Here is a 21,402-nt window from a genome sequence, read left to right on the forward strand (position 1 = left end):
CTCTATTATGTTAAAACTGGCCGCTGCACCCACTCCGTCTGTTAAGCCTGCTGTTCTGGGTGTCCCGGCAAGGAGACTCACCGTTCCGTCCGTGCCGATCTTCCGGATATCCCGGTTACCATACTCGGCTACATAAAAGTTTCCTGCTCCATCAAGAGCAACATCCGCCGGAAAGAAAAAATCCGCATTAGCTGATGTTCCGTTCAGATAACCTTCATTACCGCTTCCAGATAGGGTACTCACGACCCCGGCTGGCGTGATCTTGCGGATTACCTGGTTATATTCATCTGCCACATATAGATTACCCGCCGAATCAAAGATCAGTCCCGATGGATGATCAAACTCCGCTGTGGTACTTGCGCCATTTACATAGCCTGCTGTACCATTTCCTGCAAACGTACTTACTGTTCCTGATGGCGTAATTTTTCGGATCACATGGTTACCCCAATCGCTCACATATACATTTCCTGAAGCATCTACTGCTGTACCAATGGGGAAATTAAATTCTGCATTAGCAGCAGGGCCATCAACGTATCCTTTAGTGCCATTACCAGCTAGTCGGCTTACTACTCCTGAAGCGGTAACCATGGATATGCTGTTGCCGTAATTCTCAGCCACATACAGATTCCCGCTGACATCCTTTGACAAGCCTGTAGGATAATTCAGTTCCGTGCTAGTACCAACATTAGTAGCTAGCGTGGTCACCACGCCCCCAGCACTGATGAATCGGATCCTGTTATTGCCACCATCTGACAAATAAAAATTTCCTAACTGATCCGGAAGCAGGCTGAAGGGCCGGAAAAACTCAGCACCCGATCCGGTACCGTTGGCATATCCCTGAGTTCCCGTTGTGCTGCCTACAAAGGTAAGCGTCTGGCCATAGGCATAGGGTGCACCACCCGTATTGGTTGGAAAGATTGGGCCAACGGGCAAGCCCGTTGTAAAGGAGAAGGTATTGTTGCCGTATGATATAGCAGGTACCTGGCTGAGGCCCTGAAGTGACAGCAATACTGACACCGTTATAATTAATAACTTGATCTTATTCATTTATTTGTGATAAGCCGGTTAGCAGATGTTGTTGTATTTTGATTCTCTTAATAATAGCGATTTATTTTAACTTAAATATAAAGTGGCAATGCAGAACACCTATACCAACCACTTTATATTTGCTTTGCTTTTAATCATTACTATTACTTAGTAATAGATATGCCATTCCGGTTGATAAAACTACTGTTGAGGTAGAACAACTACCTTTTGCCGATGTTCCGGTACAGCCGTTCACCATTATGGAATTGGTACTTGACTGATTGGCACCTGCTGGTATCGTAATAGTCATTGGAGTACTGGTGGGAATAACCTCTCCACTGGCATCATAGGTAGTTGTCGTATTGATCTGGTAATTAACCGTTATTGCTGTTGACAAGGTATAAGGAATCGTACCCGCTGCATCTGAAAAAGATTTAAAAGTGTAGATATTATTCGCTTGCGTGTTACCATCAATATCCGTTGTAGTACCTGCTGAGGTTACCGTCATTTGTACATAAGGTGGTGCGGAATTTATCCCTCCAATATTGCACCCGTAAGCCTGCCCGGCATAGTTGTAACAGTAGCTTTTGATGATGTTGCCATATTGATCCTTTATATTACGCAAACGTAACAATCCGTCATACTCGTAATAGGTAGTCTCATTCTTTGCATCTGTCATACTTGTCGCCCCAACTAATGGATCATACGTATAAGTTGTCATCTGGGCGTTTACAGGATATAAACGCAACTCATCAATATTACCAGAACCGCTAAGTGTAACGGACGTTATCCCGGTAACCCGATGCTCATAGTAGGTCCAGCCATTAATGGTCGCCCCCTGTATAGGGTAACCGGAAATGGTGCCGGTAATGGAATAAGGCGATGTATTTAGGGTCCAGTAAGAGATGATATAAGTAGTGGCCGCCGTTAAACCCGGGCGGCTTATTGCCCCGTTTGATAAATTATACGATTTATATCCCGTTAAGGCAGCGGTAATACTGTCCCTCACTGTCGAAGGGATGGTCCAGTTCCCTGTGCCGTTAGATTCAAAGCTGGTATAGGCAATGTCGGCCTGGCCACCATTCACCACCGAAGCTATGGGATAGCTGGATACATAATCCCAAATATAATCATTCACTGGCCCTGTGGTTTTCTGCTGGTCAAGCAGGTTGCCATAGGTATCGTAATTATTCAGCAGCAACCGGCTTTGTATCGGGTTGCTTGCTGCCTGGCTCTTAATTTCCTGCGGCAGCACAAAATTGTTAATCAGTTGATAATTGATCAGCATTTTATCGGTAAGCAAGCCCCTTACATATTTTTCAGATTCGACCGGTACGCCTACCATATTGCGCGCCAGCATGGTATCAATGGCCGTAACGGCGTTTGCCGATAGCGGGATGCTGCTGTTAATGGCGGCTTCTTCCAGGGCGGTGCGGTTATAGTTGATTACCGTGTCGCCTTTGCTGTTAATGCTTACCGTCCTTACCGGCTGCATATTGGCAGCATCGTCATAATAGAAATTGGTAGTGGTTGAAACAGAATCGGTGCCAAGCGTATTGTAAGTCGTTTCGGTTGAGCTATTATGGAGAACCTGTTCAGAAGAAATATTGAATGGTATTGCAGTGATACCGCACCATCCATATTGGTTTTGACAGGCGGAAGTGCCATCAGAACCACTTCCATTTGTATAAATGGTGGCAAATCCGGCAGCAAAGTTAGTAACGTTTGTTACAGGGTTAAACGAGTAAGTATTGCTGCTCATCTTAACCTTTTGGATTGCATTAAAATCGGTCTGGTATAACAACAGGCCACGCCGCCATTCCCGCGGATCTGTTGGCGGATAGGGAAAGAGCTTGGCAGTTGATGTTCCGATATCCGGTGCGTTACTAAACTGAGATATAGTTTTGCCATTTTCACCGTTAGGCCCATACAGGGTAGTAACCGCCCCATAACCAATAACGCCCCCCTGTATTGATCCTAATGAATATTTTGTAGAACTGTTTCTGGTAACTTTTGTAAACTGGCAAAACTGAGTGTAAGTAACTTCTAATTCTGGATCAGTCCAAATATTCTTAATGATACTTTGTTGAGTTGTCATATAGTCGTTTAGGGAATCAACGGGATTAATTACAAATCCTTCACTATAATTAAAATAACGGTCATTTATTGGCTGGGGATTCACGCCATCGTAATTGAGAATGCTCTTAACCCGCAAACCACCCACCATTTGGTTAAAGCTTTGCTGGCCCAATGACTGGCTGTAGGTTAGGTAAGCGTTCATGTCTACATAGTCCGGGGTGTTGGAAAAGTCTGTAGCCGAAGCATTGGTCCATACCTTAAGCGTATAGGTTCCGGCGGCCAGCAGGTTAAAATAGCTGCTTGCGTTGCCATTGTAACCGCCGGAGCTGCCATTTTCGGCCACAGGCCCCAAAGTAAATTGGGCAACGGTATTCCCGCTTGAATCCAATATCACTGCATAGGTCAGCACACTCGACTGGTCGGCCACTACTGTTGCACTAATAATGCTGGAAAAGTTTAACATTACATATTGCGGCTTGGTAATGGTAAAGGTGGAACTTTGCGTGCTGATAGGCTGGCTGGGAGTTACGTTCAGTACGATATTTGCCACGCCGGTTGTAAACTGCTCGGCACTAACCGGAATGCTATTAGGCTCATAGTTAAATTGCGTATAACCACCTGTTGGGTAAGTGATTTGGGTTAGCATTTCGGCCTGCATATATTTACCGTTGAATCCCTTTACTGCTCCGGGGTCATGATTGTTAGATGGCGTGAATCCGCTATTATACTGAAAAGAGGCAGGCCAATAATTTGACTGAGGCAGCGCAAAGTATAGGGGCGGCAAAAAACTAGTATTTGAAATGGCGCCATTATAAAAACCCATATGATCCTGAGCGTAAGATCGTCTGGAAGGTAAATGCAACGGGTTATATTGAAATGACCATAACATATAAGCTGAATTATTGAGCGCCTGGCGCTTAAGGCTCATGAGTTTTAACCGCTGGTGCACGTAGGAAGTATCCGACGTGGGGCCTGGCAATTCATTGCCTGGCATTGCGGCGGCCTGCGTATAAGTGTAATTGAACAAATAATCATCAATCTGTTTGTTTAATAGTTTAGAAAAAACCTGAATCTCCGAAAGTGCAAATGCACCGTTGAGATCAAGTCTCCCGGTTGTACTCGGAATGAATGTAACTTTTGTTAAATCAGATTCTATAGTGGCAACAGAAAGCATGAACAACTGCTGATTTTGAAGATGGGTAGCCATTCCGCCGTTAGACAAAAGCCCGCATGATTCTGTGGTATTCCCATAATTATCACCTGTTTTATATTGTGTCCAATCGCTTTGAGTAATATGCGTATCCTGGGTAATAAGATTACTATACGAATAGGTAAAATTTACTTTTTCACCAACCGGAGAAGTAATAGTGTTAAGATACCAGGCTGTTGGAAATTGTAATCCACCGACAGTATTACCGTAAGTTATTGTGTTGGTCTCAGTAAAATTATTACCATTGCCGAATAACAACCTGGTGCCGTCTTCCAGTATTACAGTCCAATAGTTAGGGCTCGAATAGTAAACCTGTATGTTACTTGCCGGCATGGTACTTACAGACCCATCGGCTTTCAATAGCAACCGGTAAGATCTACCCATCGCGTTAATTGTATAAATATCCTGTTCACTGTCTCCGTTCAGATTGGCAACGTCTGCCTGATGTTTTTGGTAATAGTCTGAAGGCGTCGTTGCCGAGGTAAAGTCATTTTGATTGGTGTAAAAGCTCGCGTAAGCGAAGTAAGAAAATTCATCAGGAAGCCCCCTAACCGTTCGGGTTATTACACCTCCTGCGTTTAAAGACCAGCCAAGTCCGACATTAGAAGCCACGTCGCCTACTCTGTTACCTGCTGCATGGTAAGAGATATCTATGGGAACTGTTAAACTTCTTCCTTTTAACTGGTAAATTGGTATGCTGATGTTGGGCAGGCCGGTATAGAGGCTCACCGGCCACTCGGCATAGCGGCCAAGGCTTGATGCATTCGGTGAGGGTGGTACATAGTTTCTGAGGCTTTCCAGGGATGGGTCCACCTGAGCAAATGCGGAAAACGGAAATTGAACTATTATTAATAAAGAAACTAATGTTAAAAGTGCTTTTTTCATGAAAATATAAGGCAACCTTTTTAATTTAAATGTGATGATTAAAGATCAGGTGTGATATCAATTCAAACCAATAATGACATAATTCACCACTTCAAACCTTTGAAAGGAAACATGAAGCAATGTTATTATATCAGCACTTGATATGTGCGATAAAAATTGATATTAAGATTTGATTAATACTTTGATTTCTGAGCTATCTGACAAGAACTTGCCGTAATCGTAAATATTATTGGATAAGATTGCGATATTCATATTTTTTTATTCTAATTGTGATTAGTTTTAAAGTTTTCTAATATATGTTTTTTATCTTATACAATAAAAAACATATATTTGTATTTTTTTAATTATTCAATAGATATTCTTTTAGGAGGGTTCCGCTTTGCTTTTCCAAGAATTATCAAATCAATACCCAGGCTGACTTCATATATTTTACAGCCGATGAAGTATAGTTTATTTTTATTAATTCCATCTCCATGTTTAAAATATCAAAGATTTTGTACTTTAGCCCGCAATGAAACTAAGGCCTTTACTTTATCTGCTTCCAATTCTATTTGCTGGCATTAACTTGCTATCTTCTTGCGATGATATCATTGAACCATCCATCAGCAAAAGCATTGTTAACCCTGAAGCACCTGCAAATCAATATGTCAGTACCAACTACAATATTAATTTCTGGTGGGACCCCGTGAACCATGCATTAACTTATCATTTACAGGTGGTAACCCCCACTTTTGCAGCTCCCGGAAACCTGATCCTTGATACCGTTATCGCTGCAAATAAATTTTCATTTACCATGAGTCCCGGTAATTACCAATGGCGCGTAATGGCCGAGAATGGCAGTTCGCAAACAGCTTATTCTACTCCCAAGAGTTTTACCATTGCTTTGTCATCTATTACGCAGCAAACAGTACTATTAAATGCTCCTGCAAACAATTCCCTCACCAATCAAAGCAGTACAACGTTTCAATGGGGAAGCCTTTACGGAGCCACACAATACCGTTTGGAAATTGACACCAATAATTTTGCGAATGCCAATTCCCTGGTGCTAAACCAGGCATATTCAGGCCAGCAGGTTAATTTCACATTTCCCAAAAACCAGGCGTATCAATGGCGTGTAAGGGCAGAAAATGATACGGCGCAATCACAGTGGTCGGCCATTAATATTGTAACGTTTGATAATATACCACCTGCTGCGCCAACTCTGATCTCTCCAGCCAACGCCGCAACGGTAAGTCTGCCGGTTTCTCTGCAATGGAATGCTTCAGCAACTGCGGTAAAATATAAAGTATACATTTTTCAGAGTGATTCTGTCACTTTGTATAACAGCAGCTTCCCTGTTCAGGTAACTACTACCTCCTATAGTTTTAATCTTGGGACTTCCGGCAGCAAAGTTTACTGGAAGGTAACCGCCTTTGATGCCGCCGGTAACGAAAGTGCTGCAAGCACCCTGAATAATTTTGTTTTGCAATAATCCCAAGGGGCATGAAAAACAAAAAACTCACTTACGTTTTAGGGCTTGCTGTGTTAGTGGTATGGGGGATGATTATTTACCGTGTGTTTAATGCTGCCGCGGATAATAACGATGATGCTACTACAGTAAGTAATGCGCCACAAAAAAAAGAACCCTATAATGATGAGACTATAGTAAAAGATACTACACATCTGTTGTTGAACTATAGAGACCCTTTTAGCTTAATTAAACTAAAAGACACCGCTGAATTGCCTGTAAAAAAGATCCTATCTAGAAATATGATCCCGGTCCCAGCAAAACCGGCATTTAATTGGGGGTTTATCCGCTATGCAGGCTATATTCGTAACCCAGCAACCAAAAAACTGGTGGCTATGGTTAGCATTAATGGTAAAAATGAAATGTTTGTGGAAGGACAGACCAAAGACCAGGTAAAGTTGCTCAAAAACCTGCGGGATTCAATCAAGATCAGCTATAGCGGCAAAGTGAAATTTATACCAATGAGCACAAGTACTTTATGAAGAAACGATTACTAGCCATATTATTATTAATTTCGGGCTATGCCTGTGCACAAACCATGCCCGAGATGAGCACTAAGGTTCGCATCACTGCAACCGACAAAACCATCGTTGCTGAAGTGAACGAAGTGACCGAGGTTACCTCGCCCAAAGCAGACCTGTTTTATTTTTGGTATTATGCCGGTGGCATTCACTCAACCCAGGGAGGATATAGTGGCAAGCTGCTGGATGGCTACTATAACGAATATTATCTAAGCAAAAGCCTCAAACAACAGGGCACTTTTAAAAAGGGATTAAAAAACGGTAACTGGAAAAGCTGGAACGAAGACGGCACCTTAAAAGAAGATATACTGTGGAAAAACGGGAAAGTCGTAATAGAAAAAGAGGTTCCTATCTGGAAAAAATTACCATTTTTCAAGCACAAAAAAGTACATACCGATAGCACAGTGGCCATTGTTAATAAAGCAAGCAAATAACCGGATTAAACCATGCTGAAGGCGTCAGCCCTTTATATTGTTATCATCATTGCGCTGGTCATAGGGCTGATCTGTTCTTCTCTCATCGTAGCGGCTTATTATTATAAGTTCGAATACCAAAAGAAATTCCGCTATAGCAGGCTGGAAAGCAACCTCCAATCTGGCGTTAACATTTTACTTGCGGGAGAAGATACTTCCTTCACTACGGAAAAAACATTTAGTCTTTTTGGCGGCGACGCGGATTCCGTATCCCTCAAAAAGTTAAACTGGGGGATATACAATATCGGTGTGGCAAAAGCTATCATACAAAAAGATACCCTGTACCAAACTTTCTCCATCGCCAACACCATCGATTCTACAAAATGGGCAGCCATCTACTTAGTGGATGAAGACCGGCCTTTTTCTTTAAGCGGAAAAACCACTATAAGGGGCGATGCCTATATTCCTAAAGCAGGAGTGCAGGAAGCCTATATCGATAATAAAGCTTACAGCGGCGATAAGCGCCTGATTATTGGCACAAAGCATACTAGCGCAAAAACATTACCGGTACTTAATAGTAACCGATTAACACTATTACAAAGTTTCTTTAATAAAGATTCAACAATTGTACGAACCCTGCCTAAGGCAGACTCCCTCCAGCAATCCTTTCTTTTAGCCACACAAGTTTTCAATTTTAAAAAGCAAGCGCAGACAATCAGCAACATCAAACTAAAAGACAATATCATTTTACGATCGGATACTTCCATCGTTATTGACAGTACAGCAGAACTGCATAACATTTTAATCTTTGCTAAATCCATCACCATAAAAAGCGGCTTTCATGGCAATTGCCAGCTCTTTGCTACCGATTCTATTTTTGTGGGGGCGCGTTGCCATTTTGATTATCCTTCCTGCCTGGGCGTATTACGCTATCAATCGGCAGTATCCACTACTCAGGAAAAGATTACTTTAGGTCCGGGAGATTATTTTAGTGGTATTATTTTTAACTACGAAAAAGCGCAGAATCAATTGAAGCCATCCATTTCCATTGGGAAACATACGCAGATAATTGGTCAGGTATACTCACAGGGCATATTGGAATTAAAGGATAGTACCGAAGTGGACGGCAGTGTTTTTACAAGCCTGTTTTACTACCGTAACGCATTTACGTTATTTGAAAATTACCTGATCAATACCACTATCAATTCGAAAGCACTCTCGCCTTATTACCTTAGCGGAGATTTACTGCCGGTTGCCAGTAAAAAGAAGAAAGTTTTACAATGGCTGGAAGCAAATTAAATAACAAGGTAAAGGCCTCCACCCTAATGGAAGTCATCGTTTCCATGGTGGTTATCGTCATTGTGTTCGGTATTGCTATGATGATCTATACCAATGTTTTGCGGCTGTCATTATCTGCCAAAAAAATCCGTGCACAGGCTTTATTACAGGAAGCCATGATCAATGCGGAACGTGACAGTATTAAAACCACACAAACTTTTCAAGTAGATGATTTCAGGATTGAACAAGAAATAAAACCTTATTTGGGCAACAATGCATTAACGGATATCCACTTAACGGCATATGATCAAAATCAGCAAAAAATAGCCGAAATGGAAAAAGCAATTTACTGATGAATAAGCATAACGTTAAAGCCTTTACCCTACTGGAAGTAGCCATTACTATGCTTATTACAGCAATATTAATTGGCCTTGCTTATACTTCCTATGGGATTCTTGTTAAATCTTACCGCTCCTTCGTTGTAAAAAATGATAGTATGCAGGAATTAGTTAGCCTGGATCACGTATTAGCAAGAGATTTTGATAGAGCAGAGATTGTTACTAAAGACAATGAAGGTATTATTTTAAAAAACACTCAGTACTCCATAAAATACAGCATTAGCCCCACTTTCATTGTTCGCGAAGCGCTGAAAACCGATACCTTTAATGTTCAAATTCAGGATATGCAAACGTCGTTTGAGCACGTTCCGATAATCGAAGTGCAGGAAACAGAAGAACAAAACCGCATTGACGAACTGAGCTTTACCTTATTGTTTCAGAACGAAAAAATTCCTTATCATTACGGCAAACGATATAGTGCTGCAAACCTTATTCAACGAAATCCAAATGCCATCCATTGACCTGAGCAGATACGAACAAAAAAAGAAAAAAACCACAAAGGCCTCTCAAACAAACAATGAGGGTGGTTTAATGGCTTTATTGAACAAAGATATCAGCTTTGGCAGCAAGGAACTGAATGACAAAAAGAAAGAATCGCTCTATCTGGAACTCAGTTCGCTATTACAGGCCGGCATTAATTTAAAAAGTAGTTTTGAACTGATTATAGCAGCATTAGAAAAGGAAAAAGACAGACAGCTTTATAAAACCATTGAGGAAGCTGTTTTAAGCGGCACTACTTTTTCACAAGCTTTACGGCAAACAGGCAAGTTTTCTTTATACGAAGTTTACAGTTTGCAAATTGGTGAAGAAACCGGCAAGCTGATTGAAGTTTTGCAGGATCTGGCTACCTTTTACCAAAATAAAATCAAACAGCGACGCAAAATTGTATCGGCACTTACCTACCCTTGTGTAGTACTCTGCTCTTCATTAGGAGCTGTATTTTTTATGCTCAAATTTGTGGTGCCTATGTTTGGCGATGTCTTCAGGCGCTTTGGAGGTCAACTACCCTGGATAACTGAAAAAATCATCGGCGTATCCAACGCAATGGAACATAATTTCTGGAGGTTTGTAATCTTGCTAATACTTATCATTGGCTTCATATTGTTTACCCGGAAAACAGAACAATTCAGGCGGATATTCTCACAGTTTTTATTAAGCACACCACTTATCGGCAACCTGGTACAAAAGATCTACCTGGCCCGTTTTTGTAATTCCATGCGGCTGTTGATCAACGCCAAACTACCTTTGTTGCGCGCCATAGCCCTAATCAGGCAAATGATCAGCTATTACCCTATTGAATCTTCTCTCCAAAAAGTGGAAGATGATATTATGAAAGGCAAATCCCTGCATGAAAGTTTACAACAATTTAAGATTTACCCCTCCAAAATGATCCAGCTGGTTAAAGTAGGTGAAGAAACCAATCAATTGGATTACTTCTTTGGCATCATCTCCGATCAATATATTGAAGAGGTGGAATTCAAAACTTCTACCTTAAGCAGTATGATGGAGCCACTCATTATCATTTTTTTGGGATTGATTGTGGGTATTATTTTGATAGCCATGTATCTGCCGCTGTTCCAAATGAGCAATAGTTTTCAGTAAAAAGAAAAGAGGTTAAGGTTGGTTATTATCATATCGTAGCAAAAGATATGGATGAAGCGGTAGCTATTGCAAAAAGTAATCCTGAATTTGAATACGTAGTATCAGCAACGATTGAAGTAAGGCCAATAAAAGTAAAAGAAGAGCAAACTAACTTTGTTTACCCCAAATAGGCAACCAGCTATTAATGAGAGTGGTTTAAATTGCAATTTAATACGCAACTTAAGAACACCGCCTTCGGTGTGTACTGCAAATTTAATTGCCTTTTCATTTAACAATTTCCAGAATTATGAAATTTCACATATTGTCGCTTTGCCATAAAAAAAGAGGATATTAGCATAAGAAATATCGTTTTGACAATCAAAAACGACGATATATTTGTATTGTTCAAGTTATTCTGAATTATTGAATTTCCTTAATTGAAATTTATGACAAACCATGTTTTTAAAACACCTGTTGAAAAAAACGTTCAAAAATTTTTGCTTGGAAATTTCATTCATGAGAATGATGCATTTCATATTGCCAGGGTCACCATACATACCAGAGAGGACCTATCGCTGCACAGTCATGATTATGCAGAAATTTTTTGGGTGGAAAAGGGTAAAGGCTATCACCTCATTAATGACCAGAAAGTGCTTTTACAACCAGGGCATCTGGTGATGATCCGTCCGGATGATAAGCACACTTTTACATCTGACAAACATGGGATCACCATTATGAATCTGGCTTTCTCATTAGAGACGCTGGCACACTTAAGAGCAAGATATTTTCCAGATTCCAAATTGTATTTTTGGACAAACGACAAACTACCTTTCCAAAAACTACTGGACTTAACTACAATCAATCAAATTTCAAAAAGGGCTGAAGGTTATTGGAAGTGTCAGAAATCCAATCTTTATGTCGATAGCCTGTTATTAAGCATATTTCGTTTTATTAGCTTATATGATAATGTGAAAGTTGACAACCAGCAAATCCCTTCCTGGCTGAACAAAGCTTTGCAGGAGTTTACTTCTCCTGAACTGTTTAAGGCAGGTCAAAATGGTTTTGCCAATTTATGTGAAAAGAATATTGATCATGTAAACAGGACAGTAAAAAGGGTGTTCAACAAAACACTTACTGAATTGATTACCGAATTAAGAATGAATTATGCTGCCCAGCAGCTTTCCATTACTAATGTGCCCATAAAACTTATTTGTATTGATTGCGGACTTACAAACCTGGCACATTTTTATAAAATTTTCAAAGAAACCTATCATCAGCCCCCTTCAGTTTACAGAAAAGCGACTCAAACAATTGTTTAAGTCTGTACTGCGTAGCATTCAAGATGATGATAAAGTATGTGATGAACATTATGTTTATCGACCATCAATCCTTAAAAAAGTCGTTATACCACAATTAACCGTTGTTCTACAACAATAATAGAACACCTAATGGCCAATATTTTAGCGCTACTTTTATATTATAACAAACATCTATTTTTTTGACTTGTAATGAAGCTGAAATTTTTTTGTCCTTACTGGGGGATGAGCCAGTTACCGCTTGAAGAAGCATTGCAGCAAATAAAAGCAGCCGGATATGATGGTATTGAATTGGCCATTGATCCGGATGTTGAGGGCTATGAGCAAGCCGTTCCATTATGTAATAAGTATAACCTGCTATTAATCGCGCAGCATCCTTATGCCAAAGGTAACACACCTGACGAGCATTTGCATGATTACACCCGCAAGCTTGAAATGATTATGGCTTTAAAGCCCATAATGGTAAACTGCCATACCGGGAAGGATTATTATAGTATAGCACAAAATGTTCCATTTTTAAATGCCGCCGCCATACTGGCCAAAAAATACCAGGTACCGGTTGCGCATGAAATTCATAGGGGCAGGTTTACATTTTGCACTACAACCACCACCCAATACCTTGAATTATTTCCACAATTGGAATTAACAGCAGATTTCTCTCACTGGTGTGTTGTATCAGAATCGTTATTAGAAGCACAACAAGATATATTGGATAAGGTGATCCCGAATTGTATCCATCTGCATGCAAGAGTAGGATATGCCCAAGGGCCGCAGGTTGCCAACCCGGCTGCACCTGAATATGAGAACGAACTTAATGCCCATATGAATTGGTGGAAACAAATAGCACAAGAGCATATTAAAGCAGGTAAACAGCAAATAACCATTACCTGTGAATTTGGACCGCCCCCGTATCTGCCTGTATTACCATTTACAAAGCAACCCGTTGCATCACAATGGGAATTGAATTTATTTATGAAGGACTACTTAGTCAAAAACCTTATAGCATGAAGTTACAACAGCAAGAAATACTAACCCCACAGGAAGTATCTTTTTTTAGGGAGAACGGTTATTTATTACCCGGGAAACCCTTGTTTAGCGAAGAAAAATTTAATAGGCTCTTCAATATTTTTGAGGAGCATTTAAAAAACAGAGGAGAACTGCAGCCTGATGAACTGGATGTACCCCATCACAAAGACAGCAGACTGTTTGAGTTTTTAATGGCTGATGAAGTGCTGGATGTAGTAGAGAAAATTATAGGTCCCAATATTGGCTTATGGAGCAGTCATTTTATTTGTAAGGAACCTAAAACCGGTAAAAATACACCCTGGCATGAAGATAGTGCCTACTGGCAGGGGCGCTTTAACAAGTTTGATAGTATTGTAACTATATGGTTAGCCATAGATGATGCCAATATAGCAAATGGCTGTATGGGCGTATTACCCGGGTCGCATGATAAGGGATTTTCTGAGTACCAGGAAATTGAGAACAACAATCACAAAATATTCAACATTGAAATAAAGAATAAAGTTGATGAGGAAAAGATAGTATGGTTTGAATTGAAAAAAGGAAATTACTCTTTACATGACTCACGTATTATACACGGTGCGCATGCCAATACCAGCAATACGCGCAGAACCGGTTATACTATGCGATATTTTAGTACCGACCTGGTATTGAACCGTACCCATCCCAATAACCTTCAACATCGCATTTATCATTGCAGAGGCGAAAACAACGGCAATAATCCACTAATCTATTTATAGTATTTACAAAGCAAGATAAAAATAAATGAAGAAATATTAATTCAGCACGATTATCGTGTGTTTAATAGGTTTATCCCTAAAGGCCCAGGATAAAAAAATATATACTGCACAGGATGTAAAAGACGAATTTGTACGTACATGGCTGGCATATAAACAATATGCTTGGGGGCATGATGTATTGCTGCCAATTACCAAAACCAATGCCGACTGGTATAAGGAATCATTACACATATCCCCAATTGATGCTTACAGTACCATGCAGGTGATGAAATTGGATAAATATGCAAAAGAAGTGGAGCAGTACATTAAAGATAGTGTAAGTTTTGACAAGGATATTTATGTAAAAACCTTCGAGGTAAATATACGTGTACTCGGTGGCTTGCTGTGTATGTACCAATATACAAACGATCCGCGTATACTGGCGCAAACAAAAGATTTTGGCGACAGAATGCTGAAAGCTTTTAACTCACCTACCGGCATTCCTTATTATTGGGTAAACCTTAAAACAGGTGCAGTAAAAGGGTCACAGGTAAATACAGCCGAAGCGGCCTCTTATATGTTTGAAATGGGTATTCTTAGTTATTATACCAAAAATCCTGCTTATTACCAGGCCGCTAAAAAAGCAAATCTTTGCATCTGGAATAAGCGCTCAAAGATAAACCTTGTGGGTAATGTGATAAACAATGAAACAGGTGAATGGATAGACCGTAACAGTTATATAGGAGCAGGAGATGATTCTTATTTTGAATATTTGCTAAAGACCTGGGTACTATTTAAAGATCCACAGTTAAAAAACATGTGGGATATAAGCATTGCCGCCATTAACAAATATATCCCTGAACAAACAAATACCGGTGTTTGGTATGGCTATGTAAATATGGATACGGGTGAGAAAACAAAATCTACCGTTACCTTATACGATGCTTTTTGGCCTGCTTTGTATTCGCTGGGAGGGGATATTAAAAGGGCCGAAGCATTTGATGACACATGGGATGGTTTATGGAATAAATACGGGCTGGAACCTTCCGGATATGATTATAAAAAAGAGGAGCCAACCTATCCGGTATATGATCTTAACCCCGAGATCATAGAATCGGCTTACTACCTGCATTACTACACCAAAAATCCAAAATACGAGGCAAGGGGCCAGCAATATTACAGAGACATTCTTAAATATTGTAAAACAGATATAGCGTTTTCATCAATTGCCGACGTAAGAACCATGAAGCAGAACAATGAATTGCCTACATTCTTCTTTGCAGAGACAATGAAATATTTTTACCTGCTTTTTGGCGGCAACCCTGATATTAACCTGAAAGAGTATGTGTTTAATACAGAAGCTCATCCATTTAAAAAATCGGGGTTTGTTCCAAAGGAGGTTAATAAACGTTTGGGGATCAATAATTAAATGTTATCTATGGCAAAAATTAGAATTGTAATCTGTGTATTGTATCTTCCTTTTATAAGTAACGCGTTAAAAGCGCAAAATCACCCATCCAGAGGTCAGCGTCCGCTTTCAGAACTGCAACAGTCATTTGTCGGTTTGCGGTTTGGCATGTTTATCCATCTTAATATCCTCACTTATGAGAATGCTGACTGGCCCGATCCTGAAACACCTGAATCCGTATTTAATCCAACAAAATTAAACTGCGACCAGTGAACCTAACATCATCGGTTCGATTTTTGGATTGTTTCAACCAAAAGCTTTTTTCTACACATAACATATCATTTAAAAAGTTAACAAATTTACTTCTCATTAAAGGGGAGGAACTAAATAAAAGCTGCAAGAGTTATTCCCTAACTAAGAATAAAGTGGTGTCAGAAACAAAATGTGTTAAAGGGGATAAGCCGTTTCACTTTTTGTTTCTGATAGTACAAAGAAACTCTGTACGGTGGTGATATTGGGTAGCGTTGCCAGTTTGTTGCGGTAAAAAAGTCGGTAGGCTTCCATATCGCTGGTTGCAATGCGCAAAATAAAGTCAAAAGTTCCTGTCATCTGAAAGCATTCCATCACTTCGGTAAACTTAACAACTTCCTGTTCAAATGCATCCAGTGTGGCGGCGGTATGATCATTCAGAAGTACATGACTGAAAGCGATCAGGCTTCTGTCTATCTTCTTTCTATCCAGGATAGCAACTATACGTTTAATATATCCCTGTTCTTTTAATCGCTTTACTCTTTCATGAATGGTCGCAATAGATTTATGCAGTTTATAGGAGATCTCTTTATTTGATAGCTCTGCATTATGCTGTAAGAGCTGTAGAATAGCCGTATCGGTTGGGTCCAAGTTGTTGATCGACATAAATGTTGTATTAAGAAACTGAAAAAAGAGGCGGTAAAAATATCTGACTTGCCAGTAAACTGAATAAAATTATAGAAAATATCCAATTTTCAATAAAATAAATGGATTTATTGAAAATGATTGATAAATAGTTATAATATAATGAGATTTATCCGAAATATTTTTTTAAAATGAAAGATGTAATTGTGGCTGAGTTTACCGAAAATATAGCAGAGAAGTTCAGGAATTTGTGGCACTTGGTTGGTAATACACCCATGCTGGAGCTGCATTATACTTACAATGGAAAACCAGGTAAAGTATACGTAAAATGCGAGAACTATAACCTGACCGGAAGCATAAAGGATAGGATGGCCCTGTATGTTATGTATCAGGCGTACAAGAACTGTAAAATAAAACCGGGCGACACAATAATTGAGGCAACCAGCGGAAATACAGGCATCTCCTTTTCGGCGATAGGAAAGGCTCTTGGGCATCCCGTAAAGATCATTATGCCAAACTGGTTGAGCAAAGAGCGGATAGCCATCATTGAAAGTATGGGTGCCGAAATTATTCTGGTTAGTAAAGAACAAGGAGGTTTTTTGGGCAGTATTCAACTATCTGAAAAGATGGAAAAAGAAGCAAAGCATATCTTTTTACCCCGGCAGTTTGAGAACCAGTATAATGCTGAAGCCCATGAAAAGACAACCGGGAAAGAAATATGGCGCCAATTGGCATCAAACGGCATGATTGCCAATGCCTTTGTTGCCGGCGTAGGCACCGGTGGAACAGTAATGGGTGTAGGTAACTACCTAAGGATGATGAACCCCAAAATTAAGGTTCACCCGCTTGAACCTGCTGAATCACCTACGCTAACTACCGGTTACAAAGTAGGTAGCCACCGAATACAAGGCATATCAGATGAATTTATACCTGAAATTGTTAAGCTGGGCCAACTGGATGAAGTTATACAAGCACATGATGGGGACGCGATCATCATGGCACAAAAGCTGGCTAAACAACTTGGCCTTGGAGTAGGCATATCATCGGGAGCTAACGTGATAGGTGCAGTTAAACTTAAAGAGAAAATGGGGGCTGATGCCGTAGTTGTAACGGTATTTAGCGATGATAATAAAAAATACCTGAGTACCGATTTGATGAAAGATGAACCTGTTAAAGAGGGGTACATATCATCAGGAATAACATTTACCGGATATCATCCAATCGGCAGGCTTGTGTACTAGCATCATTAAATTTTATAAATGTTATTTCCTGTTGCTTAAAGTGTGTAATAGTTATGTTTTCCCTTGCAATAGCATCGTGCAGTGTTCGAAATAAAATTGCTGTGAACAATAATATTGCCGGAGATGAACAATCTTTCTATTGGCATATAGAAATTAAGGTTCAGCAATATAACATTGATGCTTACAATATTTTGTCTGTATTGGGGAAACTCCCTTATTGTGAATTATTTAACCCATTAACTAGCCAAAGATGAGCAAACCGTAACCGCTCAAGGCAAGAACATTAGAACGATAGGCAGTAAGTGGAGTAACCTTCAGGCTGAAAAGTTCAAGGCCAATTCACAGCCTTTTTATGTATTACTCAACAATAACGGAAATTTGCTGGTACCGCCAAGCGGGGCAAATTATGACCCCAAAAGTTATTTAAAATTCCTTACCAGCGGCTTAAACGCATTTAATGCTGTGGCCAGATAAATAAGATCTTCATATCGTTCTTTAATAAATTCAGTTAATAGTTAAAAGCACCCGTGGGAAGACGGGTGCTTAATTGTTTATTTAAGACGGTCTCTTTGTTTCAATATTCCGGATGCTATTATCTCGAAAAACCCAAAGTGACCATGCCCGGCATATCCTGACGATTAATTACTACCTAAAAAGCTCACCTGTTCCGATTGATAAGGCTTGTTATTTATTACTTTTTATTCCCGTCTGAATTACTTTCTGAATGGATCCGTCGGCATTAAAGTATAGCTTATCCACACAGATAGAACGGAGGTTTCCCTGACCTGAAAGTACATTATTGTGATAAAAGGCATACCATTGCCCCTTATATTCTACTACTGAACCATGGCTTGTATCGCAACCCGTTGGGTCCAAATAAACACCTCCGTAGGTCCAGGGGCCCAAAGGGCTCTTACTGGTTGCATAGTTCAACCTGTTAGCGCCTTTTCCATTTACTTGATTATTATCGGCATAGGTGATATAATATAAACCATCTCTTTTAAATACCCACGTAGCTTCATGAAAATCTTTTAATCCTTCCATAGTTACTAAGGGTTGAGCCAATTCAATCATATTGTCTTTTAATTTTGCACCAACGCATCTGTTACCTCCTCCATAATAAAAATAAGCTGTTCCGTCATCATCAATAAAAATACATGGGTCAATCATTGCAAAATTGTTGTCGCCTAATTCAAGGTATCCTTGCGCAACAAAATCACTTGCCGGCTTTTTACTGGTAGCAACTCCAATTTTCCATGTTTTATTCCAATCTGTTCCACTTGGATGAGGGAAATAAAAGTAATACGTACCATTTTTATAAACGCAATCCGGAGCCCACATAAAGCCACCTTCCTTGCGACCCCATGGTACCTGGCTGGCGCGTAATATTTCGCCGTGGTCTTTCCAGTGTACCATGTCATCAGTTGAAAAAACATGATATTGGTCCATTAAATCACATCCACGTGGTGGATCCACATCATGTGAAGCATAAACATATAACCTGCCATCGTCAAATACTCTTGCAGAAGGATCTGCTGTATACATGTGCCTGATAAATGGGTTTGGGGCCAGTTCCTGCGCTAAACAGTTGTTGGATGATAAGATTGAAGCTATTGACAGTAGCGCCAGAATAATTAATTTTCTCATTTTTTATCAATTAAGGGTTTATAAATCTTGGTTGTTGTTTTGTGTTACAACGATGGTGTTTGTAATTGGTCAATTACTTCATTGGCTACGAATAAAGGAAAAAAAATTAAAAAGGCATTAATAATAAATTAATGGGAGTATCTTTTTGAAATTTATAAAATCTCAAAGACGATAAATTATAGAACATATTGCAACTTATGCAATAAAGCCAGTTCAATTTGCCTAGAACAATTGCTATATTTTACGGAACGATAGCGGATTTGCAATTAATCTATACAAAATAGCGGCAAGCAATTCGATGCGTAACCCATTCAAATTCATATAAATAAACTTATATTCGAATACATAAACAGCATTCTTACTATTAAACCTGCTGTAACTACAACTGAAGGAAAATATTTTTATGTTAGCGCAATGGAATAACTTTTTTGTTATGGTAGGTGGCGGCGCGGCGGCGCTCGCAGGTTTGATTTTCGTAGCTATGTCAATCAATCATGAGGTCATTATCCGAAACACAACACATAGAAACCGGGCAATTAACATGCTAACGGGCTTCACTGCAATTTTCATGGCAAGCGGTCTTGCGCTTATTGGGAATCAATATCTTGAAATGCTCGGCTTTGAGTGGCTTATTCTCTGGCTCATCGCAACAATCGTCTTCATTAGAGGCTATGTTATAGCTCTCAGATCGGGTATGAGTTCTATTGGATTGAACATGCCTCGTCTTGCAGGTGGTACAATATGCTATCTCGCTGAAGTTATAGGCGCAATTTTCCTTATTCTTGGATATACCTCAGGGCTTTACATCGCGGCTGTTGCAATCATTGTTTTATTCGCGTTCCTCATTTCAGGAGCATGGCTCCTTATGATCGGCATCTACCAAGACCTAACTAAATGAGGAACAATCCACCTTTTTGGAGTCCTGTCTCCTTGCGCAGTCATTATTATTTATAATCCGGATGCAAACCGACTCAAAGAAGTTTAAAAAATCAGGGGGCGCCGACCAGGGTCTTTTCATAATTCCCCCATACATATAATTATTTGCGAGGAGCCCGACCAAAATACATCAGTTCCCAAACAGCAGATTTTTCCTTAACGGTCTCTATTTTTTTATCCCCGTCAAAACGCTCTACAGTCACCTCCCCAGTAAACCGCATATAAGCCCCGTCAAATCCGGCCAGCTTTGCAAGAGCACCTTTGAATCCCTTTAAATTATCGATAAATCGCTGACTCACTAAATCCTTTGACCGCTCAAAAGTAACCCTGTAATGGTTGTTACCATCATTAAAATCATATACCAAAGTATTGGCCACAGGCTTTTTCGTATGCGCATCTATATAAACATTACTGGTTGAAAATTTCACTTTAGTAAAATCATCCGCCACAATCTTACCATCGCGGGCAAGCATAAATATTGGCATCACCGCATTGTTATACTTATCGGCAGCCGTAATATAAGAGGCAATAACAGAATAATTACCCACCTGTGCCCTTCCCCAATACCAATCATGAATCAGTTTCAGCATCGATACGTCACCCCAATTATGGTCGTGGTACCCAACCCCTTTTATCGCCATGCTGCGACCCGAAACAGTAACCGTACCCTCCACATTCCCTTGGGGCACAGACGGCAGCCATGCAAAATAATGACTGTCTTTCCCATTTTGGAAATTTATAAAACCGGTGTTTGGCCGCCATGATGACACGGTTCTATGTAACGTGATATCCGCTTTTAAACTGTCAATTTCTACATGGATAATATAATCGTGCAGATTGCCACTAAATGAATTTGCACCGATCCGCACATTGCAACTATCTTTTGAAGCCGAAAAATAACTGGAATCCATTTGTACTTCCTTATGCACCTTGGTGCCATCCGGCCTGTCCAGTTCAAACGATACCTTCGGTTTCAAAGGCTTGTTCGGCATGATCTGGTCTTTGGTATAAAATACAATTACCAAAGAGGAGCCGTCACTTAACGAGCCATCAAAATACCACCATTCATAGGTGCCGGGCGCTCCGGTAGTGCGCATCCCGTCTTCCCACGGTTGTACAGTAGATCCTGACAACCCCAGTTTCTTATAATCGTCCCCGGATGTTTCCATTGCGGCAGTCGCTTTGCCCGATTGGCCGTAGCAAATATTTAAGGATGCAAAAAATATTAAGATTAGTTGTGCAAGTATCCTTGCCCTTTGTCCGGTCATCATGCTTTTTCTGAATTAGTTGGAAATAATTTCTGCAAAGATACCTTCGGAT

General features: G+C 40.1%; 19 protein-coding genes and 1 pseudogene. 15 read left to right on the forward strand and 5 right to left on the reverse strand.

Annotated features, from left to right (window positions below; genetic code table 11):
- A pseudogene (locus tag JN11_RS22785) lies at positions 1 to 1,047 on the reverse strand (hypothetical protein); the annotation flags it as partial.
- 130 nt (positions 1,048 to 1,177) lie between these two features.
- A complete protein-coding gene (locus JN11_RS22790; RefSeq protein ID WP_144916447.1) occupies positions 1,178 to 5,200 on the reverse strand; it encodes a SpvB/TcaC N-terminal domain-containing protein in 4,023 nt (1,340 codons plus the stop codon).
- A 511-nt stretch (positions 5,201 to 5,711) separates the two neighbouring features.
- On the opposite strand from JN11_RS22790, the gene JN11_RS22795 reads away from it, so the two are divergent.
- The 13 genes from JN11_RS22795 (at position 5,712) to JN11_RS22850 (ending at position 15,637) form a co-directional block, all read left to right on the forward strand.
- Positions 5,712 to 6,671 carry a fibronectin type III domain-containing protein gene (locus JN11_RS22795; protein ID WP_144916449.1) on the forward strand — a complete coding sequence of 320 codons (960 nt, stop codon included), beginning with the start codon at positions 5,712 to 5,714 and terminating at the stop codon, positions 6,669 to 6,671.
- 11 nt (positions 6,672 to 6,682) lie between these two features.
- A complete protein-coding gene (locus JN11_RS22800; protein ID WP_144916451.1) occupies positions 6,683 to 7,189 on the forward strand; it encodes a hypothetical protein in 507 nt (168 codons plus the stop codon).
- Positions 7,186 to 7,662, forward strand: coding sequence for a toxin-antitoxin system YwqK family antitoxin (locus JN11_RS22805; protein ID WP_144916452.1), 477 nt, complete (start codon positions 7,186 to 7,188; stop codon positions 7,660 to 7,662). Before JN11_RS22800 ends, JN11_RS22805 begins: the two co-directional genes overlap by 4 nt.
- Positions 7,663 to 7,674: 12 nt before the next feature.
- Positions 7,675 to 8,940 (forward strand): hypothetical protein, encoded by a 1,266-nt coding sequence (locus JN11_RS22810; protein ID WP_144916454.1) that lies wholly within the window; start codon positions 7,675 to 7,677, stop codon positions 8,938 to 8,940.
- Positions 8,922 to 9,272, forward strand: a complete 351-nt coding sequence (locus tag JN11_RS22815; RefSeq protein ID WP_144916455.1) for a hypothetical protein — start codon at positions 8,922 to 8,924, stop codon at positions 9,270 to 9,272. The genes JN11_RS22810 and JN11_RS22815 overlap by 19 nt, the downstream gene beginning before the upstream one ends.
- Positions 9,272 to 9,778, forward strand: coding sequence for a PulJ/GspJ family protein (locus JN11_RS22820; RefSeq protein ID WP_144916457.1), 507 nt, complete (start codon positions 9,272 to 9,274; stop codon positions 9,776 to 9,778). Before JN11_RS22815 ends, JN11_RS22820 begins: the two co-directional genes overlap by 1 nt.
- A complete protein-coding gene (locus tag JN11_RS22825) occupies positions 9,765 to 10,919 on the forward strand; it encodes a type II secretion system F family protein (RefSeq protein WP_144916458.1) in 1,155 nt (384 codons plus the stop codon). The genes JN11_RS22820 and JN11_RS22825 overlap by 14 nt, the downstream gene beginning before the upstream one ends.
- Positions 10,920 to 10,966: 47 nt before the next feature.
- Entirely contained in the window at positions 10,967 to 11,089 is a 123-nt protein-coding gene (locus JN11_RS24890; RefSeq protein ID WP_262713305.1) for a YciI family protein, read from the forward strand.
- Positions 11,090 to 11,344: 255 nt separating this feature from the next.
- Positions 11,345 to 12,217 carry an AraC family transcriptional regulator gene (locus tag JN11_RS22830; RefSeq protein ID WP_144916460.1) on the forward strand — a complete coding sequence of 291 codons (873 nt, stop codon included), beginning with the start codon at positions 11,345 to 11,347 and terminating at the stop codon, positions 12,215 to 12,217.
- 189 nt (positions 12,218 to 12,406) lie between these two features.
- A complete protein-coding gene (locus JN11_RS22835) occupies positions 12,407 to 13,222 on the forward strand; it encodes a sugar phosphate isomerase/epimerase family protein (RefSeq protein ID WP_144916462.1) in 816 nt (271 codons plus the stop codon).
- Positions 13,219 to 13,977 carry a phytanoyl-CoA dioxygenase family protein gene (locus tag JN11_RS22840; RefSeq protein ID WP_144916464.1) on the forward strand — a complete coding sequence of 253 codons (759 nt, stop codon included), beginning with the start codon at positions 13,219 to 13,221 and terminating at the stop codon, positions 13,975 to 13,977. The genes JN11_RS22835 and JN11_RS22840 overlap by 4 nt, the downstream gene beginning before the upstream one ends.
- A gap of 55 nt (positions 13,978 to 14,032) precedes the next feature.
- A complete protein-coding gene (locus JN11_RS22845) occupies positions 14,033 to 15,385 on the forward strand; it encodes a glycoside hydrolase family 47 protein (RefSeq protein ID WP_170227834.1) in 1,353 nt (450 codons plus the stop codon).
- A gap of 9 nt (positions 15,386 to 15,394) precedes the next feature.
- The gene (locus JN11_RS22850) at positions 15,395 to 15,637 is read left to right on the forward strand and encodes a hypothetical protein (RefSeq protein ID WP_144916467.1); all 243 of its coding nucleotides are present in this window, start codon (positions 15,395 to 15,397) and stop codon (positions 15,635 to 15,637) included.
- 174 nt (positions 15,638 to 15,811) lie between these two features.
- Here JN11_RS22850 and JN11_RS22855 read toward each other — a convergent pair whose 3' ends face one another.
- Positions 15,812 to 16,279, reverse strand: coding sequence for an Lrp/AsnC family transcriptional regulator (locus JN11_RS22855; RefSeq protein ID WP_144916469.1), 468 nt, complete (start codon positions 16,277 to 16,279; stop codon positions 15,812 to 15,814).
- A 170-nt stretch (positions 16,280 to 16,449) separates the two neighbouring features.
- Between JN11_RS22855 and JN11_RS22860 the strand changes: the two genes are divergently transcribed.
- Positions 16,450 to 17,499, forward strand: a complete 1,050-nt coding sequence (locus JN11_RS22860; protein ID WP_144916470.1) for a PLP-dependent cysteine synthase family protein — start codon at positions 16,450 to 16,452, stop codon at positions 17,497 to 17,499.
- 684 nt (positions 17,500 to 18,183) lie between these two features.
- Here the strand turns inward: JN11_RS22860 and JN11_RS22870 are convergent.
- Positions 18,184 to 19,146, reverse strand: coding sequence for a family 43 glycosylhydrolase (locus JN11_RS22870; RefSeq protein WP_144916472.1), 963 nt, complete (start codon positions 19,144 to 19,146; stop codon positions 18,184 to 18,186).
- Between the two features lie 403 nt (positions 19,147 to 19,549).
- Between JN11_RS22870 and JN11_RS22875 the strand changes: the two genes are divergently transcribed.
- Positions 19,550 to 20,044, forward strand: a complete 495-nt coding sequence (locus JN11_RS22875) for a hypothetical protein (RefSeq protein ID WP_144916474.1) — start codon at positions 19,550 to 19,552, stop codon at positions 20,042 to 20,044.
- Between the two features lie 139 nt (positions 20,045 to 20,183).
- On the opposite strand, the gene JN11_RS22880 is transcribed toward JN11_RS22875, so the two are convergent.
- Positions 20,184 to 21,353: a lipocalin-like domain-containing protein gene (locus tag JN11_RS22880; protein WP_211360890.1), complete on the reverse strand. Its 1,170-nt coding sequence runs from the start codon at positions 21,351 to 21,353 to the stop codon at positions 20,184 to 20,186.
- Positions 21,354 to 21,402 lie beyond the last annotated feature (49 nt).

The sequence above is a fragment of the Mucilaginibacter frigoritolerans genome, assembly GCF_007830615.1.
Lineage (GTDB): Bacteria > Bacteroidota > Bacteroidia > Sphingobacteriales > Sphingobacteriaceae > Mucilaginibacter > Mucilaginibacter frigoritolerans.

Excerpts from the sequence above, each read along its gene's own strand:
- JN11_RS22790 (WP_144916447.1), bottom strand. The coding sequence starts at position 5,200 with ATGAAAAAAGCACTTTTAACATTAGTTTCTTTATTAATAATAGTTCAA.
- JN11_RS22795 (WP_144916449.1), top strand. The coding sequence starts at position 5,712 with ATGAAACTAAGGCCTTTACTTTATCTGCTTCCAATTCTATTTGCTGGC.
- JN11_RS22800 (WP_144916451.1), top strand. The coding sequence starts at position 6,683 with ATGAAAAACAAAAAACTCACTTACGTTTTAGGGCTTGCTGTGTTAGTG.
- JN11_RS22805 (WP_144916452.1), top strand. The coding sequence starts at position 7,186 with ATGAAGAAACGATTACTAGCCATATTATTATTAATTTCGGGCTATGCC.
- JN11_RS22810 (WP_144916454.1), top strand. The coding sequence starts at position 7,675 with ATGCTGAAGGCGTCAGCCCTTTATATTGTTATCATCATTGCGCTGGTC.
- JN11_RS22815 (WP_144916455.1), top strand. The coding sequence starts at position 8,922 with ATGGCTGGAAGCAAATTAAATAACAAGGTAAAGGCCTCCACCCTAATG.
- JN11_RS22820 (WP_144916457.1), top strand. The coding sequence starts at position 9,272 with ATGAATAAGCATAACGTTAAAGCCTTTACCCTACTGGAAGTAGCCATT.
- JN11_RS22825 (WP_144916458.1), top strand. The coding sequence starts at position 9,765 with ATGCCATCCATTGACCTGAGCAGATACGAACAAAAAAAGAAAAAAACC.
- JN11_RS24890 (WP_262713305.1), top strand. The coding sequence starts at position 10,967 with ATGGATGAAGCGGTAGCTATTGCAAAAAGTAATCCTGAATTTGAATAC.
- JN11_RS22830 (WP_144916460.1), top strand. The coding sequence starts at position 11,345 with ATGACAAACCATGTTTTTAAAACACCTGTTGAAAAAAACGTTCAAAAA.
- JN11_RS22835 (WP_144916462.1), top strand. The coding sequence starts at position 12,407 with ATGAAGCTGAAATTTTTTTGTCCTTACTGGGGGATGAGCCAGTTACCG.
- JN11_RS22840 (WP_144916464.1), top strand. The coding sequence starts at position 13,219 with ATGAAGTTACAACAGCAAGAAATACTAACCCCACAGGAAGTATCTTTT.
- JN11_RS22850 (WP_144916467.1), top strand. The coding sequence starts at position 15,395 with ATGGCAAAAATTAGAATTGTAATCTGTGTATTGTATCTTCCTTTTATA.
- JN11_RS22855 (WP_144916469.1), bottom strand. The coding sequence starts at position 16,279 with ATGTCGATCAACAACTTGGACCCAACCGATACGGCTATTCTACAGCTC.
- JN11_RS22860 (WP_144916470.1), top strand. The coding sequence starts at position 16,450 with ATGAAAGATGTAATTGTGGCTGAGTTTACCGAAAATATAGCAGAGAAG.
- JN11_RS22870 (WP_144916472.1), bottom strand. The coding sequence starts at position 19,146 with ATGAGAAAATTAATTATTCTGGCGCTACTGTCAATAGCTTCAATCTTA.
- JN11_RS22875 (WP_144916474.1), top strand. The coding sequence starts at position 19,550 with ATGTTAGCGCAATGGAATAACTTTTTTGTTATGGTAGGTGGCGGCGCG.
- JN11_RS22880 (WP_211360890.1), bottom strand. The coding sequence starts at position 21,353 with ATGATGACCGGACAAAGGGCAAGGATACTTGCACAACTAATCTTAATA.